Raw genomic sequence first — 20272 nt, forward strand, 5'->3', positions numbered from 1 at the left:
GGGTGGCATGGTGCGGCTGCTGGGCCGTCGCTCAGGGTTGTTTTCGGCTCGCGGATGGACCACAGCCGACGGCCGAGCTGGTCGAGCCGTCGGACACGGCTGTTCGGGAGGGTGGGAATCAGCCGTGAGCGACGGCTCGGGGTCACCCGGCCGTCGTCTGCGGTTGTTTTCGGCTCTCGGGTGGACCGTGGGCGACGGCCGGGATGGCCGGAACGCCACTTGACCTCTTCCGATCTTGGCGGCGGCTCCGGGGGCGCTGTGCCGTGCCGCGCCGTTGTGCCGCGCCGTGCCGCGCCGTTGTGCCGCGCCGTGCCGCGCCGTTGTGCCGCGCCGTGCCGTGCCGTGCCGTGCGCCGTGCCGTGCCGTGCCGTGCCGTGCTGCTTTGCCCCGTGCCGCCCCGCGCTGCGTGCCACGCCGTGCGCCCCGCGCTGCGGTGCCGCGCCCCGCGCTGCGGTGCCGCGCCCCGCGCCGCGCCGCCGCTGTGCCGTGTTGCCGCGTAGGCCGGGACTGGACGTGACGTCACCGTGTGCCGCTGACCAGTTGCTCCGGTATTCGACCGTGGGAACGCAGCCGTCCGGCCGCCGGCTGGGCACGGGCAGAGAGCGGCACCGTCTGCGGGACGGCGGTCCGGCCTGTGGTCGTGGTACGGGACGAGCCGCCGCGGGTAGCCCCGCGACGGCTCGGATGCGTTTGTGGTGGGTGTGGGCGTACAGGATGAGGAGCGGGAGAAGCGCGCCTTGCTGGACCGGAAGGGGTCAGGCTCCGGTGATGCTGGGGTGGAGGTCCGCGGTCGGCGGGGTCCAGGTTGCCGGGTCGGCCTCGAGCTGGTCGCCGGTGCGGATGTCCTTGACGGTGTCGGGGTCGCCGGGGAACCAGACGTAGGGGATGCCGCGCCGGTCGGCGAACTGGATCTGCTTGCCGAATTTGGCGGCTGACGGTGCTACTTCGGTGGGGATGCCGCGGCGGCGCAGGGCGGTGGCGATGCGCTCGCAGTCGGTGCGCTTGTCCTCGCTGGGGAGGGCCACGACCACGCAGGTCGGTACGGAGCGGGAGACGGTCAGCGCGTTCTGGCCGAAGAGCAGGCCGAGCATGCGGGAGACGCCGATGGAGATGCCGACGCCGGGGAAGCGGGTGTTGCCGACGGAGGCGAGGTTCTCGTAGCGTCCACCCGAGCAGATGGAGCCGAAACGCTCATATCCCTGCAGCTGGGTCTCGTAGACGGTGCCGGTGTAGTAGTCCAGCCCGCGCGCGATCTTCAGCTCGGCGCGGACCAGGCCGGGGGAGTGTTCGGCGGCGGTCTCGACCACCTGGAGCAGCTCGGACAGTCCCTCGTCGAGCAGCGGGTCGTCGACGCCGAGCGCCCGCACCCGGTCCACGAACGAACCATCGGATGCCGAGATCTCGGCCAATTTCAGACATGCCGCTGCCTGCGCGTCGGTCGCACCGGCCGTCTCGACCAGAGCGGCCGCGACCTTGTCCGGGCCGATTTTGTCCAGCTTGTCGACGGTGCGCAGCACCTGGGCGGTGTCGGCGAGTCCGAGTCCGCGGTAGAAGCCCTCGCACACCTTGCGGTTGTTGACCTGGATGGTCGCGGCGGGGATGGGCAGCGACCGGAACGCGTCCCCGATCACCAGCGGCATCTCGGTGTCGAAGTGGAACGGCAGGGTGTCCCGGTTGATCACGTCGATGTCGGCCTGCAGGAATTCGCGGTAGCGGCCCTCCTGCGGGCGTTCGCCCCGCCACACCTTCTGGATCTGGTAGCGCCGGAACGGGAACTGCAGCTTCCCGTGGTTCTCCGTGACGAACCGTGCGAACGGGACGGTCAGGTCGAAGTGTAGACCGAGTTGATCATCGGAGGAGCCGGACGACGCAGCGCCGGAGTCCTCCTGCAGGCGGCGCAGGAGGTAGACCTCCTTGGACGTCTCGCCCTTGGAGAGCAGCGTGTCCAGCGGCTCGACGGCCCGGGTCTCCAGCGGTGCGAAGCCGTAGAGCTCGAAGGTGGAACGGATCTTGTCGAGCGTGTACTGCTCGATCATGCGCTGCGACGGCAGCCACTCGGGGAAACCGGAAATGGGCACTGGAACTCCTACAGGAAGCGGCCGGGCGCGGCGGTCAGATCCCGCAGGTACGGGTTAGACGCGCGCTCACGGCCGATGGTGGTGGCCGGTCCGTGGCCGGGCAGCACGACGGTGTCGTCGGCCAGCGGCAGGATCTTGTCCCGCAGGCTGGTCATCATCGTCGGGGTGCTGCCGCCCGGCAGGTCGGTGCGCCCGATCGAGCCGGCGAAGAGGACGTCGCCCGAGAAACACACCTCGGACTCCTCGTCGCCGGGCAGGCGGAACAGCACCGACCCGCCGGTATGGCCGGGCGCATGGTCGACGGTGATCTCGAGTCCGGCGATCGACAGCGTCGCGCCGTCGGTCAGCTCGGCGACGTCGTCGGGTTCGGAATATTCCAGCCGGCCACCGAAGAGTGAACTCAGGTCGGCGCTCAGCCCCTTGGACGGGTCGGCCAGCATCTCCCGGTCGGCCGGGTGCACGTATGCGGTGACTCCGCGGGCGCCGCAGACCGGGGCGACCGAGAACGTGTGGTCGAGGTGGCCGTGGGTGAGCAGCACGGCCGCCGGGGACAGCCGGTGCTGGGCCAGCACCTCGTCGAGGCGGTCGAGCACGCCGATGCCCGGATCGACGATCAGGCACTGCTCGCCCGGACCTGCGGCCACCACATAGCAGTTGGTGCCGAAGGCCTCGGCCGGGAAGCCGGTGACGAGCACGGTGGCGACCTCTCTGGAGCGGGTGCAAATCGTAACGAGCCTAGCCGGGCGGCCGCACACCACTTTCTCAGGAGGTACCCGTACACTCTTGCGGGCGTGTGGCGTGCCGCACCCCTTGACATGCACAGGGAAGGACAGCGTTCGGTGGCTTCCAGCAAGGACCGGCAGCGCAAGCTCGCGCGCGCGAAATTCGACCGGCAACAGGTCCGCCGGGCCGAGCGGGAGCGCCGCCGTCGCAGGGTCACGGCGGGCGTCGGCATCAGCCTCGCCGTCGTGCTCATCGCGGCTGGTGGCGCCTGGATCGGTGGCGCTTTCGACAGCGACGACAGCGGTAGCACCGAGGCGGTGGACATCTGCGCCTGGACGCCACAGGACGCGGGCAGCAACCCGGCCCTCAAGGACGTCGGTGAACCGCCCACCAAGGACATCCCGGAGACGGGAACCGAGACCATGACGATCTCCACGGACAAGGGTGAGCCGATCTCGGTGGCCCTCGACGTGGCGAGCGCGCCGTGCGCGGCGGCCAGCCTGTCCTACCTGGCGGGCAAGGGCTTCTACGACAACACCGAGTGTCACGAGATCACCGCCGACGGCGCGCTGCGCTGCGGCGACCCGGCCGGCACCGGTCAGGGCGGTCCGACCTACTCGTTCTACGACGAGAACGTGCCGGTGCGCCCGGAGCCCAGCGCGAGCGCGGCGACGGGCACGACGAACACGGTGCTCTACCCCAAGGGCACCGTCGCCCTGATCGGCAACCCGCCGGGGGCGAACAGCAGCCAGTTCCTCGTTTTCTTCAAGGACTTCGCGCCCGCCGCCGACGTCGAGCCGGAGTACTCGATCGTCGGTCACGTGACCGGCGGTGTCGCCACCCTGGACAAGATCGGCAAGATCAAAACCGAGGCGAACAGCGCCGGTGACGAGGTCAAGCCGTCCGAGAAGATCACCATCCAGACTCTGACCGTCGGCGCGAGCGCCGCCGGTGCGGCCCCGTCGGCCAGCGCCCAGTCCTGACTTCGTGAAGGCTTAAGACCCAGCAGGAGGAACACCGTGTCGTCGATCAAGGACCGGCAGCGCGCGGCGGCGCGGGCCCGTCTCGAAAAAGAGATGGCCGAGCGCTCGACGGCCGCACGTAAGCGTCGCCAGCGTCAGGCGATCATCGGGTCGGCCCTCGCGGTGGTGGTCATCGTGGGAGCCGGGCTCTGGATCAGGGAACTGGTCAGTGACGACGACGACAAGACCAGTGCCGCGGCCCCCCAGGCCGGCACCGTGAGCTGCACCTGGACCCCGTCGGACGAGGCCACCGGTGGCAAGGTCAAGGACGTCGGCACCCCGCCGACCACGGTGCCGAACACCGGCACCGGCACGCTGACCTTCGACACCAACCTGGGCCCGATCGTCGCGGCGGTCGACCTGGCGAAGGCTCCGTGCACCGGCGCCAGCTACAAGTACCTGACCGAGAAGAAGTTCCTCGACAACACCAAGTGCCACCGTCTGGTGAACGAGGACTCCTTCAAGGTTCTCCAGTGCGGTGACCCGTTCGCGACCGGCGACGGCTACCGCGAGACCGACGGCACCGGCGGCCCGAGCTACACCATGGCCGAGGAGAACCTGCCGACCGACACCGAGAAGCCGTACCCGGCGGGTTCCATCGCGATGGCCAACACCGGCCAGCCGGGCAGCACCGGCAGCCAGTTCTTCATCTGCTCGGAGGACACCTCCCTCCCGGCGAACTACACCCTCCTGGGCAGCATCACCAGCGGCCTCGACCTGGTCAAGGACGTGGTCAAGGCCGGTGACGACGGCGCGTTCGCGTCCTCGGCCGGTGGTGGTCACCCCAAGAAGGAACTTCTGATCAAGACCATGACCTGGTCCTAGATCTCACGGGAGAAGGGCGGCCCCTGGTGGGTCGCCCTTTTTCGTGGGTACGAGCCACACCTACCCGGAGAAATCCGACCGTCCCGGGGTGGCCCCAGACGGTTCGGCCGTTTCACCGCCGGGGGCTCACTCCCGTCCGTCCTCCGTGGCCGGTGCGCCTTCCTCAGGCGGGCGGCAGGTCGAAGAGCATGCAGGTCGAGGTCGCGTGGGCGATCAGCCGGCCGGCCGCGTCCGTCAGCCGAGCCTGCGCCAGGGCGGTCCGCCGTCCCCGCTGGAGGACCTCCCCGGTGCAGGTCAGCCGCCCGGATCCGATGGTCACGGCGCGCAGGAACCTCACGTTGAGGTCCATGCTGGTGTATCCGACGCCGGCCGGCAGCGTGCTGTGCACCGAACACGCGGCGGCGGTGTCCAGCAGGGTGGAGATGATCCCGCCGTGCACCGTCCCCAGCGGGTTGTAGTGGAACTCCTGCGGGTCGATCTCGACGGTGATGCTGCCTTCCCGGGCGTGGAACCCGGCGACGTCGATGAGCCGCATGATCGGCGGCGGCGGGAGTTCTCCGGATGCCATGGCGAGCATCAGCTCCAGGCCGCTGCGCTGCCCGAGCAGGCTCGCGTGTTCCGCCGGGTCGGACCACCCGAACGTCCGGGTCCGCCGGTCGGCGGCGGTGGCGGCATCCTGAGTCTGTGTCATGGACGCAGGCTGTCACGGGCCCGCTGAGTCTGTCAATCAGACCTAGCCTGCGGGCAGGCGCTAGCCTCGACGGCATGGTGGACCCGCTCGACCTCGACGTCGACAACTGCACGATCGCCCGGGCCATGGAGATCCTGGGGGAGAAGTGGACGATCGTGGTGCTGCGCGAGGTGTTCACCGGCATCCGGCGCTTCGACGACATGCGGGTCCGCACGAAGATCCCCCGCCAGGTGCTGGCGAACCGTCTGGCCGGCCTGGTGGAGCACGGCGTGCTGCGACGCGAGCCCTACCGGGAGCCGGGTGCCCGGGAACGCCACGAATACCGGCTGACGGAGAAGGGCTTCGACCTCTATCCGGTGCTGATCGCCCTGGCCGGCTGGGGTAACCGCCACCTGGCCGACCCGGAGGGCCCGCCGATCGAGTACGTGCACCGCGACTGCGGCGCGAAGGTCCACCTGGAGACGCACTGCGCCGCCGGTCACGTGATCGACGACCGTCGTGCCGTCCTGCCACGTCCCGGTCCAGGCACCAAATTGCGCGATAAAAACCGATAAATGGGGGTGGAGCGGCGCAATCGGCGGTCGATAGGTTCACGCGGTGACCGACGCGAAGGAACACGACGGAGCCTGGGCGCCACTGCGAGAACCCGTGTTCCGCGGGCTCTGGATCGCGGTGCTGGCCGGAAACCTCGGCACCTGGATGCAGACCGTCGGCGCACAGTGGCTGGTCGTCGGTGAGCCCGCCGCGGCGACCTGGGTGAGCCTGGTGCAGGCCGCCACCGTGCTGCCGGTCCTGCTGTTCGCGCTGCCGTCCGGGGCGCTCGCGGACGCACTGGATCGGCGGCGACTGCTTCTCGGCGTACAGATGACGATGCTCGTGATCGGGGTCGTCCTGGCCGTGCTCGCGGGCCTGGACCGGATCGCGCCCCCGGTCCTGCTGGTCTTCACCTTCCTGCTCGGGGTGGGGCAGGCGCTGACTCTGCCCGCCTGGCAGGCCGTCATCCCGGAGATCGTGCCGCACGACCGGCTGCCGGCCGCGTCCGCTCTCGGTGCCGTCAACACCAACCTGGCGCGTTCCGCGGGCCCGGCCGTCGGCGGTCTGCTGGTGGCGCATTTCGGGTCGGCGACCGTGTTCGCTCTCAACGCCCTGTCGTTCGGCGTGTTCGCCGTGGCGCTGCTGCGCTGGCGGCGGGAACCGCAGGCGGTGCCGCGGATGCCGGAACGGTTCGGCGCCGCGGTGAAGGCCGGCGGGCGGTACATCCGCTATCACCCGCAGGTCCGGCAGATCCTCACCCGGGTCGCCGTCTTCGTCCTGCCCGGCAGCGTGGTGTGGAGTCTGCTGCCGCTGGTGGCCCGTGACCGGCTCGCCATGGGCGCCCGCGGTTACGGCGTCCTGCTCACCGCCCTGGGCGTCGGCGCGATAGCCGGCGCCCTGGCGATGCCCCGGGCCCGCCGGCTCCTGCGCACCAACCAGATGATCGCCGGGACCGGTCTCGCCTACGGGGCCGCGCTGCTGGTCACCGCCGCGGTCCGGCATGTCGTCCCGGTGGTCCTCGCCCTGGTCGTCGCGGGCCTGGCCTGGATGATGCTGGTCTCCCGGATGAACGCCGCGATGCAGCTCGTGCTGCCGAACTGGGTGCGGGCCCGGGCCCTGGCCGTCTATCAGCTGGTCTTCGCCGGCGGTCAGGCCGCCGGGGCGCTGGCCTGGGGTCAGGTCGCCGAGCATCTGGGGCTGGTCCCCGCGTTCACCGCGGCCGGTCTGCTGGTGCTGGCCGGCGCCGCGACGGTACGCCTGCTGCCCGTGCACACCCACGAGGACGACGACCACACGCCGGCGATCTACTGGCCGGAGCCGCACCTGATGTTGCAGCCGCACCTGGATCGCGGGCCGGTGCTGGTGACCGCGGCCTACCGGGTGCCGGAGGAGAACCGGTCCGCGTTCGTCGCCGCGATGGACGGTGTCCGGCTGTCCCGGCAGCGGACCGGCGCGACGCAGTGGGGCCTGTTCCGGGACGGCGCGGATCCGGCCGCGTTCGTCGAGGTCTACCTGGTGCCGACGTGGGAGGAGCATCTGCGTCAGCACCAGGGGCGGCTGACCGGGGACGACGAGAAGGTGGAGACGCATGCGGTGGCGCTGGCGGAGGGCCCGGCACGGATCACCCACCTCTTGCATGCCGATTAGCCGGATGTTTCGGTTTTGTTCCGATTAACCTCGTAGGTACCCCGAACGAGGAGGATCGGTGGAGGGCAGTGGCCGGCTTTTGATCATGGGCGGCGCGGCCGGACCGGCGCTGCTCGTCCGGTTCGTCGAGCTGGCCGGGGGACCCGGCGCCCACATCGTGATCATCGCGACGGCCAGTGAGTCGCCGGAGACCGCCGAGGCCGCGTACGCGCAACGATTCGCCGCCGCCGCGAGCGTCCGCCCCCTGCGCCTCTCCACCCGGTCCGAGGCGAACGCCCCCGGCGTCGAAGCGGTGCTGCGCGCCGCGACCGGGGTCTTCTTCACCGGCGGCGACCAGGAACGGATCACCGGCGTGCTGGGCGGCACCGCGACCGACTCGTTGCTGCACCAGCTGGTCGCCGAGGGTGCCCTGGTGCTGGCCGGCACCAGCGCGGGCGCCGCGATGATGTCCGGCACCATGATCACCGGGGGCGACCGGCCGGGGGTGGCCGCGGACAGCGTACGGACCGGCCCGGGGCTCGAGTTCCTGCCCGGTCTGCTGATCGATCAGCACTTCGCCCAGCGCGGACGGCTGAACCGGCTGCTCAGCGCGGTCGCCCGGTATCCGCACGAACTGGGCCTGGGCATCGACGAGGACACCGCGATCCTGACCGACGGCAATTGTTTCGAGGTCCTCGGCAGCGGCGCGGTCACGGTCGTCGACGCCGGGGCGGCCACCGAGATCCGGGTGCCGCCCGCCGGGCCGATCGCGCTGACCGGGGCACGCATCCACGTGCTGCCGGCCGGCTACACCTTTCATCTGACGCGCCGCGGACCGGTCACCGGCACGCGTGATCCGGAACGGGAACGAGCCGCATGAAGATCGAGAGTCTGCGCCGCCTCCGCGGCCCCAACGTCTACCTGTCCCGGCCCGCCGTGGTGGCCCGGCTGCACCTGGAGGAACTCGCCGGCCGGGAGACCGCGGACGTGACCGGGTTCACCGAACGTCTGCTGCGTGTGCTGCCGGGACTCGCCGAGCACCACTGCGCCGCCGGGGTACCAGGGGGGTTCGTCAGCCGGCTGCGCAACGGCACCTACTTCGGGCACGTCACCGAGCACACCTGCATCGAGATGTCCCAGCTCATCGGCCGGGAGATCAATTTCGGCCGGACGGTCGGTGCGGGCGAACCCGGTGTGTACGACGTGATCGTCGAGTGCCCGGCCGACGAGTCGCCGCTCTCCCCGGTACCCGGCGAACTGCTGCGGGCCGCCGCCGAACTGGTCCAGGAGGTGCACGACGGGCACGGCTCGTCCGCGCCGGCGCTGGCCCAGCGCCTGGCCGGGCTGGCCGCGCTCGCCGAACGGGAGGCGACCGGCCCGAGCACCCGGTCGATCATCGCGGCGGCCCGGCGGCGGGGCATCCCGGTGGAGCGTTTCGACGACCTGAGCCTGATCCGGCTGGGCTGGGGCATCCGCCGCCGGCTGGCCTGGGCGGCGATGACCGACCGGACCAGTGGCGTGGGCGTGGACATCGCCGGCGACAAGCACGTCACCCGGCGGCTGCTCGGCGAGGCCGGCATCCCGGTCGCCCCGGGCGGCGCGGCGGACAGCCCGGCCGACGCGGTACGCCTGCTCGCTGACCTGGGCGCCCCGGTGGTGGTCAAGCCCCGGCACGGCCGGCAGGGCCGGGGCGTGGCACTGAACCTGACCTGTCCCGCCGAGGTGGAGGCGGCGTGTGCCGCGGCCGGCGGCGACATGGTGGTGGAACGCCAGCTCGGCGGCCGGGACTACCGGGTGCTCGTGGTGGCCGGCGAGGTGGTCGCCGCCGCCGAGCGGGTCGCCGCGCACGTCGTCGGCGACGGTTCCGCCTCGATCGCCGAGCTGGTCGAACGGACCAACGCCGACCCACGCCGCGGTGTCGGCCACTCCCGGGTGCTGACCCGCATCGTGGTGGACGACGTCGTGCGGCGGGTGCTCGGCCGGGAGGGCCTGACCCCGGAGACCATCCCGGCCGACGGGGTGACCGTCTGGCTGCGCGACAACGCGAACCTCTCCACCGGCGGGACCAGCCGGGACGTCACCGACCAGGTGCACCCGGACGTGACCCGGCTCTGCCGCCGGGTCGCGGTGCTGGTCGGCCTGGACATCGCCGGGATCGACCTGCGGCTGCCGGACATCGGGTCGCCGGTCCCGCCGACCGGCGACCCGGACCTGGTGACCGCCGGGGTGATCGAGGTGAACGCGGTGCCGGGGCTGCGGATGCACCTGGCGCCGGTGCACGGCCGGGCCCGGGACGTCGGCGACGCCATCGTGCGGGCGATGTTCCCGGGCGGCTCGGACGGGCGTATCCCGACCGTCGCGGTCACCGGGACCAACGGCAAGACCACCGTCACCCGGCTCACCGCGCACCTCCTCGGCGCGGGCGGTGCCCGGGTCGGCGCGACCTGCACCGACGGCGTCTACGTGGACGGGCGCGCGGTCCAGGTCGCCGACGCCACCGGCCCCCGGTCGGCACAGATGGTGCTCGGCGACCCGCAGGTGGAGGTGGCCGTGCTGGAGACCGCACGTGGCGGCCTGCTGCGGCGCGGGCTCGGCTACGACTGGTCGGACGTCGGCGTGATCACCAACATCACCGCTGATCACCTGGGGCAGGACGGTCTCGACTCGATCGAGGACCTGGCGCACGTGAAGGCGGTGGTGGCCGAGCGGGTCCGGGACGGCGGCACGCTGGTGCTCAACGCCGACGACCCGTGGGTGCGGACCATCGCCGTCCGCCCCCGGGTGCGGGCGGACCGCAAACGGCTGGTCTGGTTCGGGCTGGACCCGGAGAACCCGGTGATCACCGAGCACCTGGCGCGGGGCGCCACGGCGTACGTGCTGCACGACGGCTGGCTGGTGCAGGCGACCGGGGCGCGCCGGACCCCGCTGGTGCGCCTGGCCGAGGTGCCGGGGGCGTACGGTGGCGCCGCCCTGCACGTGGCGGCGAACACGCTCGCCGCCATCGCCGCGGCCCGGGCACTGGGTGCCCGCCCGGAGACGCTCGTCGACCGGCTGGGCGAGTTCGACGCGACCGTCGACAACCCGGGGCGGGGCACGCTGTTCCGGGTGGGCGACGTCGCGCTGTTCGTCGACTACGCGCACAACCCGGCGGCGCTGGCCGCCACACTGCGGACCCTGCACCGGCTGTGGGGCGCCGAACGGTGTCTGGCCGCGGTCACCCTGCCCGGCGACCGTCGGGACGATCTGCTGGCCGCGTCGGCGCAGGTGCTGGCGGACGGGGTGACCCGGGTGGTGCTCTACGAGGACACCGATCCGCGGGGCCGGGAGCGCGGTGAGGTGGCCGCCCTGGTCGAGCGGGAGATGCGGGCCCGCCGTCCGAAGCTGAACGCGATCCGGGCGTCCGGGTTCCGGGAGGCGGTGACCGCGGCGGTGCGGCTGGCGGCGCCGGGTGACGTGGTGCTGGCGATCTACGAGAAGTGGGCGCCGATGCGGGCGTTCCTCACCGAGCTGGGTGCGGTGCCGGCCGGGAGCGCGCCGATGGGGGCCGGTCCGGCGCTGCCGGTGTCGATCGCGTACGGGGCGACGGCTCCGATCGCCCGGTCGCTGACGGCGTCGCATTCCCGGGTCCATCAATGACAGATCTTGGACACTTTCGATCTCTCTCCGTAGCGATATATTGACCGATCGTGAACTCTGCTCCGCGGGGCCGGTCCCGCATGTTGGGCCGAAAGATCCGACGAAGCGGGCATACCCCGCGCTGACCGATGGCACAACGTGTCCGGCTGGTGGCGCAACGGTCAACCGGTGTGGGTGATCTTCGAGGCACACCCGGCTCACGCTGCCCAACTGTCGGTAACGAGCCCCTGGTAGATCGCTTGGTGACGGGTCGAACCCGTGACCGATAGGGACTAACATCCACGCCGTCGATGGGGGATGCTCGGGGTCCGATGGTGAGCCCGACTCGCCCGGCGTCGGGCGGCATGGCGGTGCGGCCCGGTGTTCTTCTCGAAGCGCGCATGTGGGGGCACATGAGCACGACGGACCTGCCCGGTCCGGGATTGCTCGCCGGTCGTTACCGACTGGTCGAGCGTCTCGGCGCCGGCGGGATGTCAGTGGTGTGGCGAGGGTTCGACGAAGTGCTGGGGCGTCAGGTCGCCGTCAAGGTCCTGCCGCCCTCCACCAGTGCCGATCCCTCGTTCCGACGCCGACTCCGGGCGGAGGCGCAGGCCGCCGCCCGGCTGACCCACCCCAACATCACCAACGTCTACGACTACGGCGAGGCCACCACCGCCGACGGCGAGCCGGTGCCCTACGTCGTGATGGAGCTCGTCGACGGCGAGTCGCTGGCGGCTGTCCTGGCCCGGGTCCGGATGCTGCCGTGGCCCAGCGCGGTGCGGATCAGCGCCGAGGTCGCCGCCGCCCTGGCCGCGGCGCACTCGCGGGGCATCGTGCACCGCGACGTCACCCCGGCCAACGTGATGCTGACCCCGGGCGGCGCCAAGGTGGTCGACTTCGGCATCTCGGCCCTGATCGGGGAGAACGACACCGATCCGGACGGCAGCCTGATGGGCACCCCGGCCTACCTGGCGCCGGAGCGTCTCGAGGGCGGCCAGGTCAGCCCGGCCACCGACGTCTACGCGGTCGGCCTGCTGATCTACCGCATGCTGATCGGCCAGCTGCCGTGGGACGTCGGCACCACCACCGCACTGCTGCGCGCCCATCAATACACCGAACCCGAGCCGCTCCCGCCGGTCGAGGGACTGCCGCCGGCGGTGGGCGCGCTGATCGCCCGCTGCCTGGAGAAGCAGCCCGCCGACCGGCCGCCGTCGGCCGAACTGGCGCATGTGCTGGCCGGTCTCGCGGCCGGTGCGCCGTCGGTCACCTCCGGCTTCGACGCCGACTGGGAGGACGGCGAGGACACGTTCATCCTCCCGTCCGGCTACCCCTATGCCGGTTTCGGCCAGACCGCCGACAACGACGCCCCGACCGGGTCGCCGGACGCGGCCACCCCGGTCCCGGTCCCGGTCCCGGTCCCGGAGCCGGCGCCGCCGCCGTTGCGGCGCAGCGTCGCGAGCGCACCCGCCACCGCGCCGCCGGCCCGTCCCTCCCGTCCCGGCCGGCGGCACGTCGCGCTGCGCCGGATCGTGGTGGTCGGCGCCACCGTGGCGATGCTCAGCGGCCTCACGTACGGCTGGACCGCGATCGGCCAGCCGCACGACGACAAGCCGGCCGGTGCGGCCGGTGGCGTGACGAGCGCCCCGCAGCCCACCATCGTCCCGGTCTCCGACGACTGCGTGGTCAGCTACGCCGTCTGGTCCGAGGCGAACGGGCGGTTCAAGGCCCAGGTGACCCTCGCCAACCGGACCGACACGCCGGTCACCGACTGGCACCTGTGGTTCCTGATGTCCGGCGACCAGACCGTCTCCGGCAACGGCAAGGTCGACCTCGACCAGCAGGGCCCGGCGGTGGACATCAGCTCGACGAAGGCGCTGGGCGCCCAGCGCACCGCCACCATGCAGATCACCGGGCGGTTCGTGGAGAGCAACGCGGCACCGCTGGTCTTCAAGCTCAACAACCAGACCTGCGAGACGTATGTTTCGAGCACCCCGGGCGAGCCGTCCCGGCAGGTCGAGCACCTCTCCGACGGCCACATCCGGCTGGGCACCACCAGCACGCCCTCCGGCGGGGTCTCGATCGACCCGGACGGCAACGTGCACATCACGCCCACGCCGGTGCCGAGCCGGTCCAGGACGCCGCGTCCGCCGGTGAAGCCGGTGCCGAGTTCGTCCGGCTCGAAGTCGCCGACCGGAAAGCCGTCGATCTCGATCGAACCGGATCCGCCGCCGACGTCGGCCTCGGAGAACCCGCCGGACGGCGATCCGACCGAGAGCACCTCACCGCCGCCCGATCCGGGCACGTCACTGGAGGAGTGCGATCCGGCGGACTGTTCCGTCAGCGGCGAGTGAGCCGGGCAACGGAGCGGGTGCCGGCCGGGGAACGGAGCAGGGCTGGCCGAAGAGCGAAGCGGGTGCCGGCCGGGGAACGGAGCAGGGCTGGCCGAAGAGCGAAGCGGGTGCCGGCCGGGGAACGGAGCAGGGCTGGCCGAAGAGCGAAGCGGGTGCCGGCCGGGGAACGGAGCAGGGGCTAGCCGAAGAGCGAAGCGGGTGTGGGCCGAAGAGCGAAGCGGAGAGTGAAAGGCGGCGATCGGGCGAAAAAGAGCAGGCCACAGGACCGATCGCCGCGATACGGTTGACCGGACCGACACGCGCTCCCGCTCTGAGCCGCGCGGTGGACGACGACGGGCCTGTTCCGCTTCGGCGCCCCGATCGCGGCACTCTCGCACGGCGTGGCTGCCGGCCGGTGGGACATCCGTGGGGAAGATGGGCCGAGGCGGTCCGTGCCCCTGTGGGTGCATGCCCGGAGTTCAAGCAGGTCGTCGACATCGGGGAGTTCGACATGATCAACACTGTGAAGGACCTGGCTGCGGAGGCGCTCTTCGTCTCGTTTCTGCAGCCCTCGGAGAGTCCGACACGTCAGACGGTGGAGGAAGCCATCACCACCATGATCCTGCGGCACGGCAGCGACGGGTGCGCCGCCGGTGTGGCCACCGAGTTCGGGGATCACCCGGATGCCGCCGTGCGCCGGATGACCTGGGTGCAGGAGGAGCTCGCCGTCGTGCTCGCGCCGAGGACGCCGGCGCTGCACTGACGTGTCCCCCCGGGGTTTGTCCACGCCTGCTCGCCGGACAAACCCCCGGACCCGGGACTACGGTGAGCCTGGGCACGCCCGTCGAGGCGTGCCGGTTCCATATCGGCCTCCGGCAAGACTGAGGCTTTTTGTGAAAAAACTCCATAAAAGCAACCGAGTTCGGGCCACGCTGCACCCAACGGCGACCACTGTTCTCCTCGTCAGCCGGCATCACCACGCCGGTTAACCCCAGCGAGGAGGACCACGTGACCACCACGACCGAACTCCCCGCCACCATCGGCACGACGCCCGACGCGCCCTCCGCGCGCGACATCGAGGACCTGATCCGCGAACACATGCCGATGGTTGGCCATCTGGTCCGGGAGCTGCTCAACCGGGTACCCGGCCATGTTCACGCCGATGACCTCTCGTCCGCCGGATTCGCGGCCCTGCTCGGCGCGGCCCGTTCGTTCGACGTGAGCCGCGGCATCCCCTTCCACCGCTTCGCCGCGGTGCGGATCCGTGGTGCGTTGCTCGACGAGTTGCGCGGCCAGGACTGGGCGAGCCGTTCGGTGCGGGCCCGGGCGCGGCGTGCCGCCACCGCCCGGCAGGAACTCACCGCCGCGCTCGGCCGCACGCCGAGCGACGCCGAGGTGGCCGAAGTGCTCGGCATCGGCGTCTCGGAACTGGCGAGTGTCGAGGACGACGTGCAGAAGGCGTCGCTGCTCAGCCTGCAGGGCTTCCCGACCGGGGCGGCCGAGGAGATGGTTCCCGAGCTGTCCGACGGCCCGGAGGACCTGCTGCTCAAGCGGGAACGGCTCGGCTACCTGCATCAGGCGATCCAGGCTCTCCCGGAGCGTCTGCGTCAGGTGGTGGAGGAGTCGTTCCTGCAGGAGCAGCCGTTGAGCGAGGTGGCGGCACGGCTCGGGGTCACCGAGTCCCGGATCTCCCAGTTGCGGACCGAGGCGTTGCGCCTGCTCCGTGAGGGACTGAACAGTTCGCTCGCCCCGGAGCTGCTCACGGTGACGACGGGCGGCCCGCGCACCCGCAAGGGGTGTCTGCAGCGCCGTCGTACCGAGTACTTCGCCAAGGTGGCCGAACAGGGCAGCCTGCGCACGCGCCTGGCGTTGACGGACAGTCACGGCGTACCCATCGCGGCCGCCGCCTGACCGCGCTCTCTCTGCGGCGAGGGCGGTCGTCTGCCGCCCTCGCCCCAGGATCAAGACCGTGTGGGGTACGCCCACACCTCCCACAGAAGCGGTCCGGCCGTCCCGGGGCTGACGATGGGGGCCGGCCGTCCCGCCCCGACGTCCACAGGCACCCTGGTCCGGCCCGCACCACGACCGAGCGCCCCGCAGACGGCGGCGTTCCGCTGACGGCCACGACCGAGCGCCCCGCACACGACGGCGTTCCGCTGACGGCCACGACGAGCGCCCCGCAGACGACGAGTCCGCGACTGCTTCACGCCGCGACGAGCGCCCGCGAACAGTAGGGATCCAGCGCGTCCTTGACCCGCCGGCTGTCCGCCCCGACCGCGGTCACCAGGTAAGCCGGCCCGGCCAGTGGCATCACCGCCGCGTCGGCCCCCATCACTCCCGCCGTCGCGGACACCCCCGGCCCGGCGACCACGATCGTCCCCACCGCCCGGCCCTCACCCAGCACCGCGGCCCCCGACCACCCCGGCGCCCGGGGGCCGGCGGTCAGCTCGTGCCGGTAGACCGTTGTTCCGGCGTACCCGATGATGACGTCCGTGTGCACGTCGCCGGAGTCCTCGCCGTGCCGCCCGCAGACCAGGTCGTCACGCCAGAGCACCGTCCCACCCGCCTCGACCGTGACCCGGGTCTCCACGATGTGATCGGATCCGGCCGCGGCGATCAGCGGCTCCGGCATCCACCGCAGCACCCCGCCGTCCGCGACCGACGCCGTCACCGTCATCCGGGATGCCGGCGCCGCCCGTCCGGGGAGCGCCAGCTGGGCCGCCACGCTGAGCATGTCCAGCGCGGCGCCCGGTCCGACGGTGATGTCGAGGCGCAGTTCGTCGCCGCGCAGGGGGCCGGCGGCCCCGCCGACCAGGTGCACGGTGGCCGTGCCGGCCCGCGGGCCGGTCTGCCGCAGCAGCAGTGGCGACTCGCCGCGCAGGACGGCGAGCCGGGTCCCGCCGCGCCCGTCCGCCTCCGCGACGACGCGGGCCTCAGCGCGCACGACGTGTTCCCCGGTTCAGGAGACGACGGCGGCGTCGGTCCGGGCCGCGATCAGCCCCCGGATCCAGTCGGCGACCGGAGTGGCGGCCTTGTCCTCGGCCAGCGACAGGAACACCGTGGGCAGTTCGTGCCGCCGGGCCTTGGCGTCCCGGTCCATCACCGCGAGGTCCGCGCCCACCATCGGCGCCAGATCCGTCTTGTTGATCACCAGGAGGTCGGCCGTGGTGACGCCGGGGCCGCCCTTGCGGGGCACCTTGTCGCCGCCCGACACGTCCACCACGAAGATCTGCTGGTCGATCAGGCCCTTGCTGAAGGTGGCGGTCAGGTTGTCGCCGCCGCTCTCCACCAGCACCAGGTCCAGCGGGCCGAGTGTCGCCTCGAGGTCTTCCACCGCGTCCAGGTTCGCCGAGATGTCGTCCCGGATCGCGGTGTGCGGGCAGCAGCCGGTCTCCACCGCGCGGATCCGCTCGGCCGGCAGCACCCCGTTGCGCAGCAGGAAGTCCGCGTCCTCGGTGGTGTAGATGTCGTTGGTCACGACGGCCAGCCGCAACTCCTCGCCGAGGGCCCGGCACAGCGCCGCGACCAGCGCGGTCTTGCCCGAGCCGACCGGTCCGCCGATGCCGATCCGCAGGGCGCGGGGGCCCGCGTGCAGCGGCTCGTGCGGATCCACCCCGGGGTCGGGGTGCGTGTGCGGAACCTCTTCAGGACCGTGTTCATGCAGTTCAGGATGCAAAGAGACGCACCTCCCAGGTGGCGTGGTGCTCGGCGCCGATGTCGAGCAGGGGAGCGCCCGCGGCCGGCAGATCGTCGACCGCGTCGCCGCACCGGTCCGCGGCCTGTGCCGCGATCCGGTCACAAACAGGGGCGAGCCGCGCCAGCAGCGCGTGCACCGCGTAGGGGTCGAGCCCCAGCAGTCGGACCCCCGCGCTGGCCGTCCCGGTCGTCACCCCGTGGGCGGCTGCGACGGCCGCTTCGAGGGGCTGGAGTCCGGCCGCCGCGGCGAGGGCGCCCAGGGCGACGGGCTGGTGGGGTTCCCGGCCGGTGTGCGGGGAGACCGGCCACATCGCCCGTCCCGCCCGGAGCAGGGCCCGGCCCTGGGCCCGTGAGGCCTTGCGCAGCGCGGGTGACGGGGTCCGGGCGTCCATCCCCGCGTCGAGTTCGCCGCAGCGGCGCACGTCCGCGCAGGTCGCGGCCGCGAACGCCGCCGCGACCAGCCCGCTGGTGGCCAGTTTTCCGTGCAGGAAGCCCTCCAGGCCGGTCACGTCCCGGACCCGTCCCGCACTGATCTGCGGTTCGAGCCCTCCGGAGTGCGCGTGCCCTCCGGAGGGGAGCCGTCCGTCCGCCAGCAGGAGCAGGGTGGCCAGGCTCATCAGAAGAGGAAGTACCGCTGAGCCATCGGCAGTTCCGACACCGGCGACGGTTCGATGACCTGGCCGTCGATCCGCACCTCGAACGTGTCGGCGGTGACCTCGATCCGCGGCATGGCGTCGTTGAGCGGCATGTCGGCCTTGCCCACGGACCGGGTGTCGGCCACCGGCACCAGGGCCCGTTTGACCCCGATCCGGTCGCTGAGCAGCGCGTCGATGGCGGCCGGCGCGACGAATGCCAGCGAGGTCTGCGCGGGCACCACCCCGTAGGCGCCGAACATCGGCCGGGGAAGCATCGGCTGCGGTGTGGGGATGGAGGCGTTGGCGTCGCCCATCTGCGCCGAGGCGATCATGCCGCCCTTGAGGACGAGCGCCGGCCGTACGCCGAAGAACGCCGGATCCCACAGCACCAGGTCGGCGAGTTTGCCGGGTTCGACCGAGCCGATCTGCGCGGCCATCCCGTGCGCGACGGCCGGGCAGATCGTGTATTTCGCGACGTAGCGTTTCGCCCGGTTGTTGTCCGCGGGACCGTCGCCGGCCAGCGATCCGACCTTGTCCTTCATCACGTGCGCGGTCTGCCAGGTACGCGTGACGACCTCGCCGACCCGCCCCATGGCCTGCGAGTCCGAGCCGATCATGCTGATCGCCCCGAGGTCGTGCAGATAGTCCTCGGCCGCCATCGTCGACGGCCGGATCCGGCTCTCCGCGAACGCGAGGTCCTCCGGCACCGCCGAGTTCAGGTGGTGGCACACCATCAGCATGTCGAGGTGTTCGCTGAGCGTGTTCCGGGTGTACGGCCGGGTCGGGTTGGTCGACGACGGCAGGATGTGCGGCTGGGACGCCACCGTGATGATGTCCGGCGCGTGCCCGCCGCCGGCCCCCTCGGTGTGGTACGCGTGGATCGACCGTCCCGCGATGGCCCGCAGCGTCTCCTCCACGAACCCGGCCTCGTTCAGCGTGTCGGTGTGGATCGCCACCTGCACGCCGGACGCGTCGGCCACGCTCAGGCAGGCGTCGATCGCGGCCGGGGTCGTCCCCCAGTCCTCGTGCAGTTTGAATCCGCCGGCTCCGCCGCGCAGCTGTTCCCACATCGACTCGGTGGACATCGTGTTGCCCTTGCCGAGCAGCAGCACGTTGATCGGCCAGGTGTCCAGCGATTCGAGCATCCGGGCCAGGTGCCAGGCGTTCGGGGTGACCGTGGTGGCCTTGGTGCCCTCGGCCGGGCCGGTCCCGCCGCCGATGATCGTGGTGATGCCGCTGGCCAGCGCGGTGTCCAGGATGGTCGGGCTGATCAGGTGCACGTGGCTGTCGATCGCCCCGGCCGTGATGATCTTGCCGTTGCCCGCGATGATCTCGGTGCTCGCGCCGATCACCAGGTCCGGGTGGACACCGTCCATGGTGTCCGGGTTGCCGGCCTTGCCGATCGCCACGATCCGGCCGTCCCGGATGCCGATGTCGGCCTTGACGATGCCCCAGTGGTCGAGGATCACCGCGCCGGTGATCACGGTGTCCGGGGTGCCCTCGGCCCGGGTGGCCCGGGACTGCCCCATCGACTCGCGGATCACCTTGCCGCCGCCGAAGACGACCTCGTCGCCCGGCCGCGGGCCGGCGCTGCGGTCCTCTTCGATCTCGATGAACAGGTTGGTGTCGGCGAGCCGGATCCGGTCGCCGGCGGTCGGCCCGTAGAGGGCCGCGTAGCGACTGCGCTCCAGGGAAGTCATCGGTGTCCTCCGCTGTTGCTGGGGCCGGCGGCGGAAGAGCCGCGTGAGTGCGTCATCGCGGGCTCCCGTTGTGTGCGCCCTCGCCGGTGTCCTCGTCCAGGCTCCCGGCGGGTTCGATGTCGGCGGGGTCGGCCGCCGCCGCGGCGGCCCGGTCGAGTTCCCCACCGGCCAGCCCGCGCAGGCCCGGGACGATGCGGCGGCCGGCCAGCGGCACCAGCGTCACGTCGCGGGGGATGCCCGGCTCGAAACGGACCGAGGTCCCGGCCGGCACCGCGAGCCGGTGCCCCCAGGCGGCGTCCCGGTCGAACTCCAGCGCGGCGTTGGACTCGGCGAAGTGGTAGTGCGATCCGACCTGGACGGGCCGGTCACCGGTGTTACGGACGGGCAGGTTCAGGGTGGGCCGGCCCGGATTGATCACGATGTCCCCGGCGCCGAACACGACCTCGCCCGGGATCACGAGATCGGCCCGTGCACGGTGACGAGCTTGGTGCCGTCCGGAAAGGTCGCCTCGACCTGTACCTCGGCCAGCATCTCGGGCACCCCCTCCATGACGTCTTCGCGGGTCAGCACCCGGCGGCCGGAGTCCATCAGCTCGGCGACGGTCCGGCCGTCCCGGGCGCCCTCGAGCAGGAAGGCGGTGATGATCGCGGTCGCTTCGGGATAGTTGAGCTTCAGGCCTCGGTCGCGACGGCGCTGGGCGACGTCGGCGGCGACGTGGATGAGCAGACGGTCCTGCTCATGCTGGCTGAGGAACAAAGGGACCTCCTGAATGCGCCCCGGAATGCTCGCAGCTGGAA

18 protein-coding genes are annotated in these 20272 nt (G+C 71.9%); 9 read left to right on the plus strand and 9 right to left on the minus strand.

Translation table 11 applies throughout. The features are described from left to right. Positions 1–755 precede the first annotated feature (755 nt). Positions 756–2078 (minus strand): histidine--tRNA ligase, encoded by a 1323-nt coding sequence (hisS, locus tag QSK32_RS32595; protein WP_285474008.1) that lies wholly within the window; start codon positions 2076–2078, stop codon positions 756–758. 8 nt (positions 2079–2086) lie between these two features. Further along, positions 2087–2773: an MBL fold metallo-hydrolase gene (locus tag QSK32_RS32600; RefSeq protein WP_045746679.1), complete on the minus strand. Its 687-nt coding sequence runs from the start codon at positions 2771–2773 to the stop codon at positions 2087–2089. A 144-nt stretch (positions 2774–2917) separates the two neighbouring features. Between QSK32_RS32600 and QSK32_RS32605 the strand changes: the two genes are divergently transcribed. Both QSK32_RS32605 and QSK32_RS32610 read left to right on the plus strand, forming a co-directional pair. Then, entirely contained in the window at positions 2918–3784 is an 867-nt protein-coding gene (locus QSK32_RS32605; protein WP_045746680.1) for a peptidylprolyl isomerase, read from the plus strand. 36 nt (positions 3785–3820) lie between these two features. After that, the gene (locus QSK32_RS32610) at positions 3821–4648 is read left to right on the plus strand and encodes a peptidylprolyl isomerase (RefSeq protein WP_045746681.1); all 828 of its coding nucleotides are present in this window, start codon (positions 3821–3823) and stop codon (positions 4646–4648) included. A gap of 163 nt (positions 4649–4811) precedes the next feature. On the opposite strand, the gene QSK32_RS32615 is transcribed toward QSK32_RS32610, so the two are convergent. Then, a complete protein-coding gene (locus QSK32_RS32615) occupies positions 4812–5339 on the minus strand; it encodes a PaaI family thioesterase (RefSeq protein ID WP_285474009.1) in 528 nt (175 codons plus the stop codon). Positions 5340–5413: 74 nt separating this feature from the next. Between QSK32_RS32615 and QSK32_RS32620 the strand changes: the two genes are divergently transcribed. From QSK32_RS32620 to QSK32_RS32650, 7 genes are all read left to right on the plus strand, one after another. Further along, positions 5414–5893, plus strand: coding sequence for a winged helix-turn-helix transcriptional regulator (locus tag QSK32_RS32620; RefSeq protein WP_285474010.1), 480 nt, complete (start codon positions 5414–5416; stop codon positions 5891–5893). Positions 5894–5936: 43 nt separating this feature from the next. Continuing rightward, positions 5937–7520 (plus strand): MFS transporter, encoded by a 1584-nt coding sequence (locus QSK32_RS32625; protein WP_285474011.1) that lies wholly within the window; start codon positions 5937–5939, stop codon positions 7518–7520. A gap of 58 nt (positions 7521–7578) precedes the next feature. Beyond that, positions 7579–8379, plus strand: coding sequence for a cyanophycinase (locus tag QSK32_RS32630; protein ID WP_245674241.1), 801 nt, complete (start codon positions 7579–7581; stop codon positions 8377–8379). Then, positions 8376–11135, plus strand: coding sequence for a cyanophycin synthetase (gene cphA, locus QSK32_RS32635; RefSeq protein WP_285474012.1), 2760 nt, complete (start codon positions 8376–8378; stop codon positions 11133–11135). Before QSK32_RS32630 ends, cphA begins: the two co-directional genes overlap by 4 nt. A gap of 392 nt (positions 11136–11527) precedes the next feature. Continuing rightward, complete coding sequence (locus QSK32_RS32640) at positions 11528–13465, plus strand: serine/threonine-protein kinase (RefSeq protein ID WP_285474013.1); 1938 nt, start codon at positions 11528–11530, stop codon at positions 13463–13465. Positions 13466–13955: 490 nt separating this feature from the next. Next, positions 13956–14207 carry a hypothetical protein gene (locus QSK32_RS32645; RefSeq protein ID WP_045746712.1) on the plus strand — a complete coding sequence of 84 codons (252 nt, stop codon included), beginning with the start codon at positions 13956–13958 and terminating at the stop codon, positions 14205–14207. Between the two features lie 245 nt (positions 14208–14452). Beyond that, positions 14453–15355, plus strand: coding sequence for a sigma-70 family RNA polymerase sigma factor (locus tag QSK32_RS32650; RefSeq protein ID WP_045746687.1), 903 nt, complete (start codon positions 14453–14455; stop codon positions 15353–15355). Between the two features lie 292 nt (positions 15356–15647). Here QSK32_RS32650 and QSK32_RS32655 read toward each other — a convergent pair whose 3' ends face one another. Genes QSK32_RS32655 through QSK32_RS32680 form a run of 6 tightly spaced genes read right to left on the minus strand, consistent with a single transcriptional unit; the run spans position 15648 to position 20231 of the window. Next, a complete protein-coding gene (locus tag QSK32_RS32655) occupies positions 15648–16388 on the minus strand; it encodes an urease accessory protein UreD (protein WP_285474014.1) in 741 nt (246 codons plus the stop codon). Between the two features lie 15 nt (positions 16389–16403). Then, positions 16404–17120 (minus strand): urease accessory protein UreG, encoded by a 717-nt coding sequence (gene ureG, locus QSK32_RS32660; protein WP_045746689.1) that lies wholly within the window; start codon positions 17118–17120, stop codon positions 16404–16406. Then, positions 17110–17757 carry an urease accessory protein UreF gene (locus QSK32_RS32665; protein ID WP_045746690.1) on the minus strand — a complete coding sequence of 216 codons (648 nt, stop codon included), beginning with the start codon at positions 17755–17757 and terminating at the stop codon, positions 17110–17112. The genes ureG and QSK32_RS32665 overlap by 11 nt, the downstream gene beginning before the upstream one ends. Beyond that, positions 17757–19475, minus strand: a complete 1719-nt coding sequence (locus QSK32_RS32670; protein WP_285474015.1) for an urease subunit alpha — start codon at positions 19473–19475, stop codon at positions 17757–17759. Before QSK32_RS32670 ends, QSK32_RS32665 begins: the two co-directional genes overlap by 1 nt. Before the next feature lie 52 nt (positions 19476–19527). Beyond that, positions 19528–19932, minus strand: a complete 405-nt coding sequence (locus QSK32_RS32675) for an urease subunit beta (RefSeq protein WP_285474016.1) — start codon at positions 19930–19932, stop codon at positions 19528–19530. Further along, entirely contained in the window at positions 19929–20231 is a 303-nt protein-coding gene (locus QSK32_RS32680) for an urease subunit gamma (protein ID WP_045746693.1), read from the minus strand. The genes QSK32_RS32675 and QSK32_RS32680 overlap by 4 nt, the downstream gene beginning before the upstream one ends. Between the last annotated feature and the right edge of the window lie 41 nt (positions 20232–20272).

It is taken from the genome of Actinoplanes sp. NBRC 101535 (assembly GCF_030269225.1).
Classification (GTDB): Bacteria; Actinomycetota; Actinomycetes; order Mycobacteriales; family Micromonosporaceae; genus Actinoplanes; species Actinoplanes rectilineatus.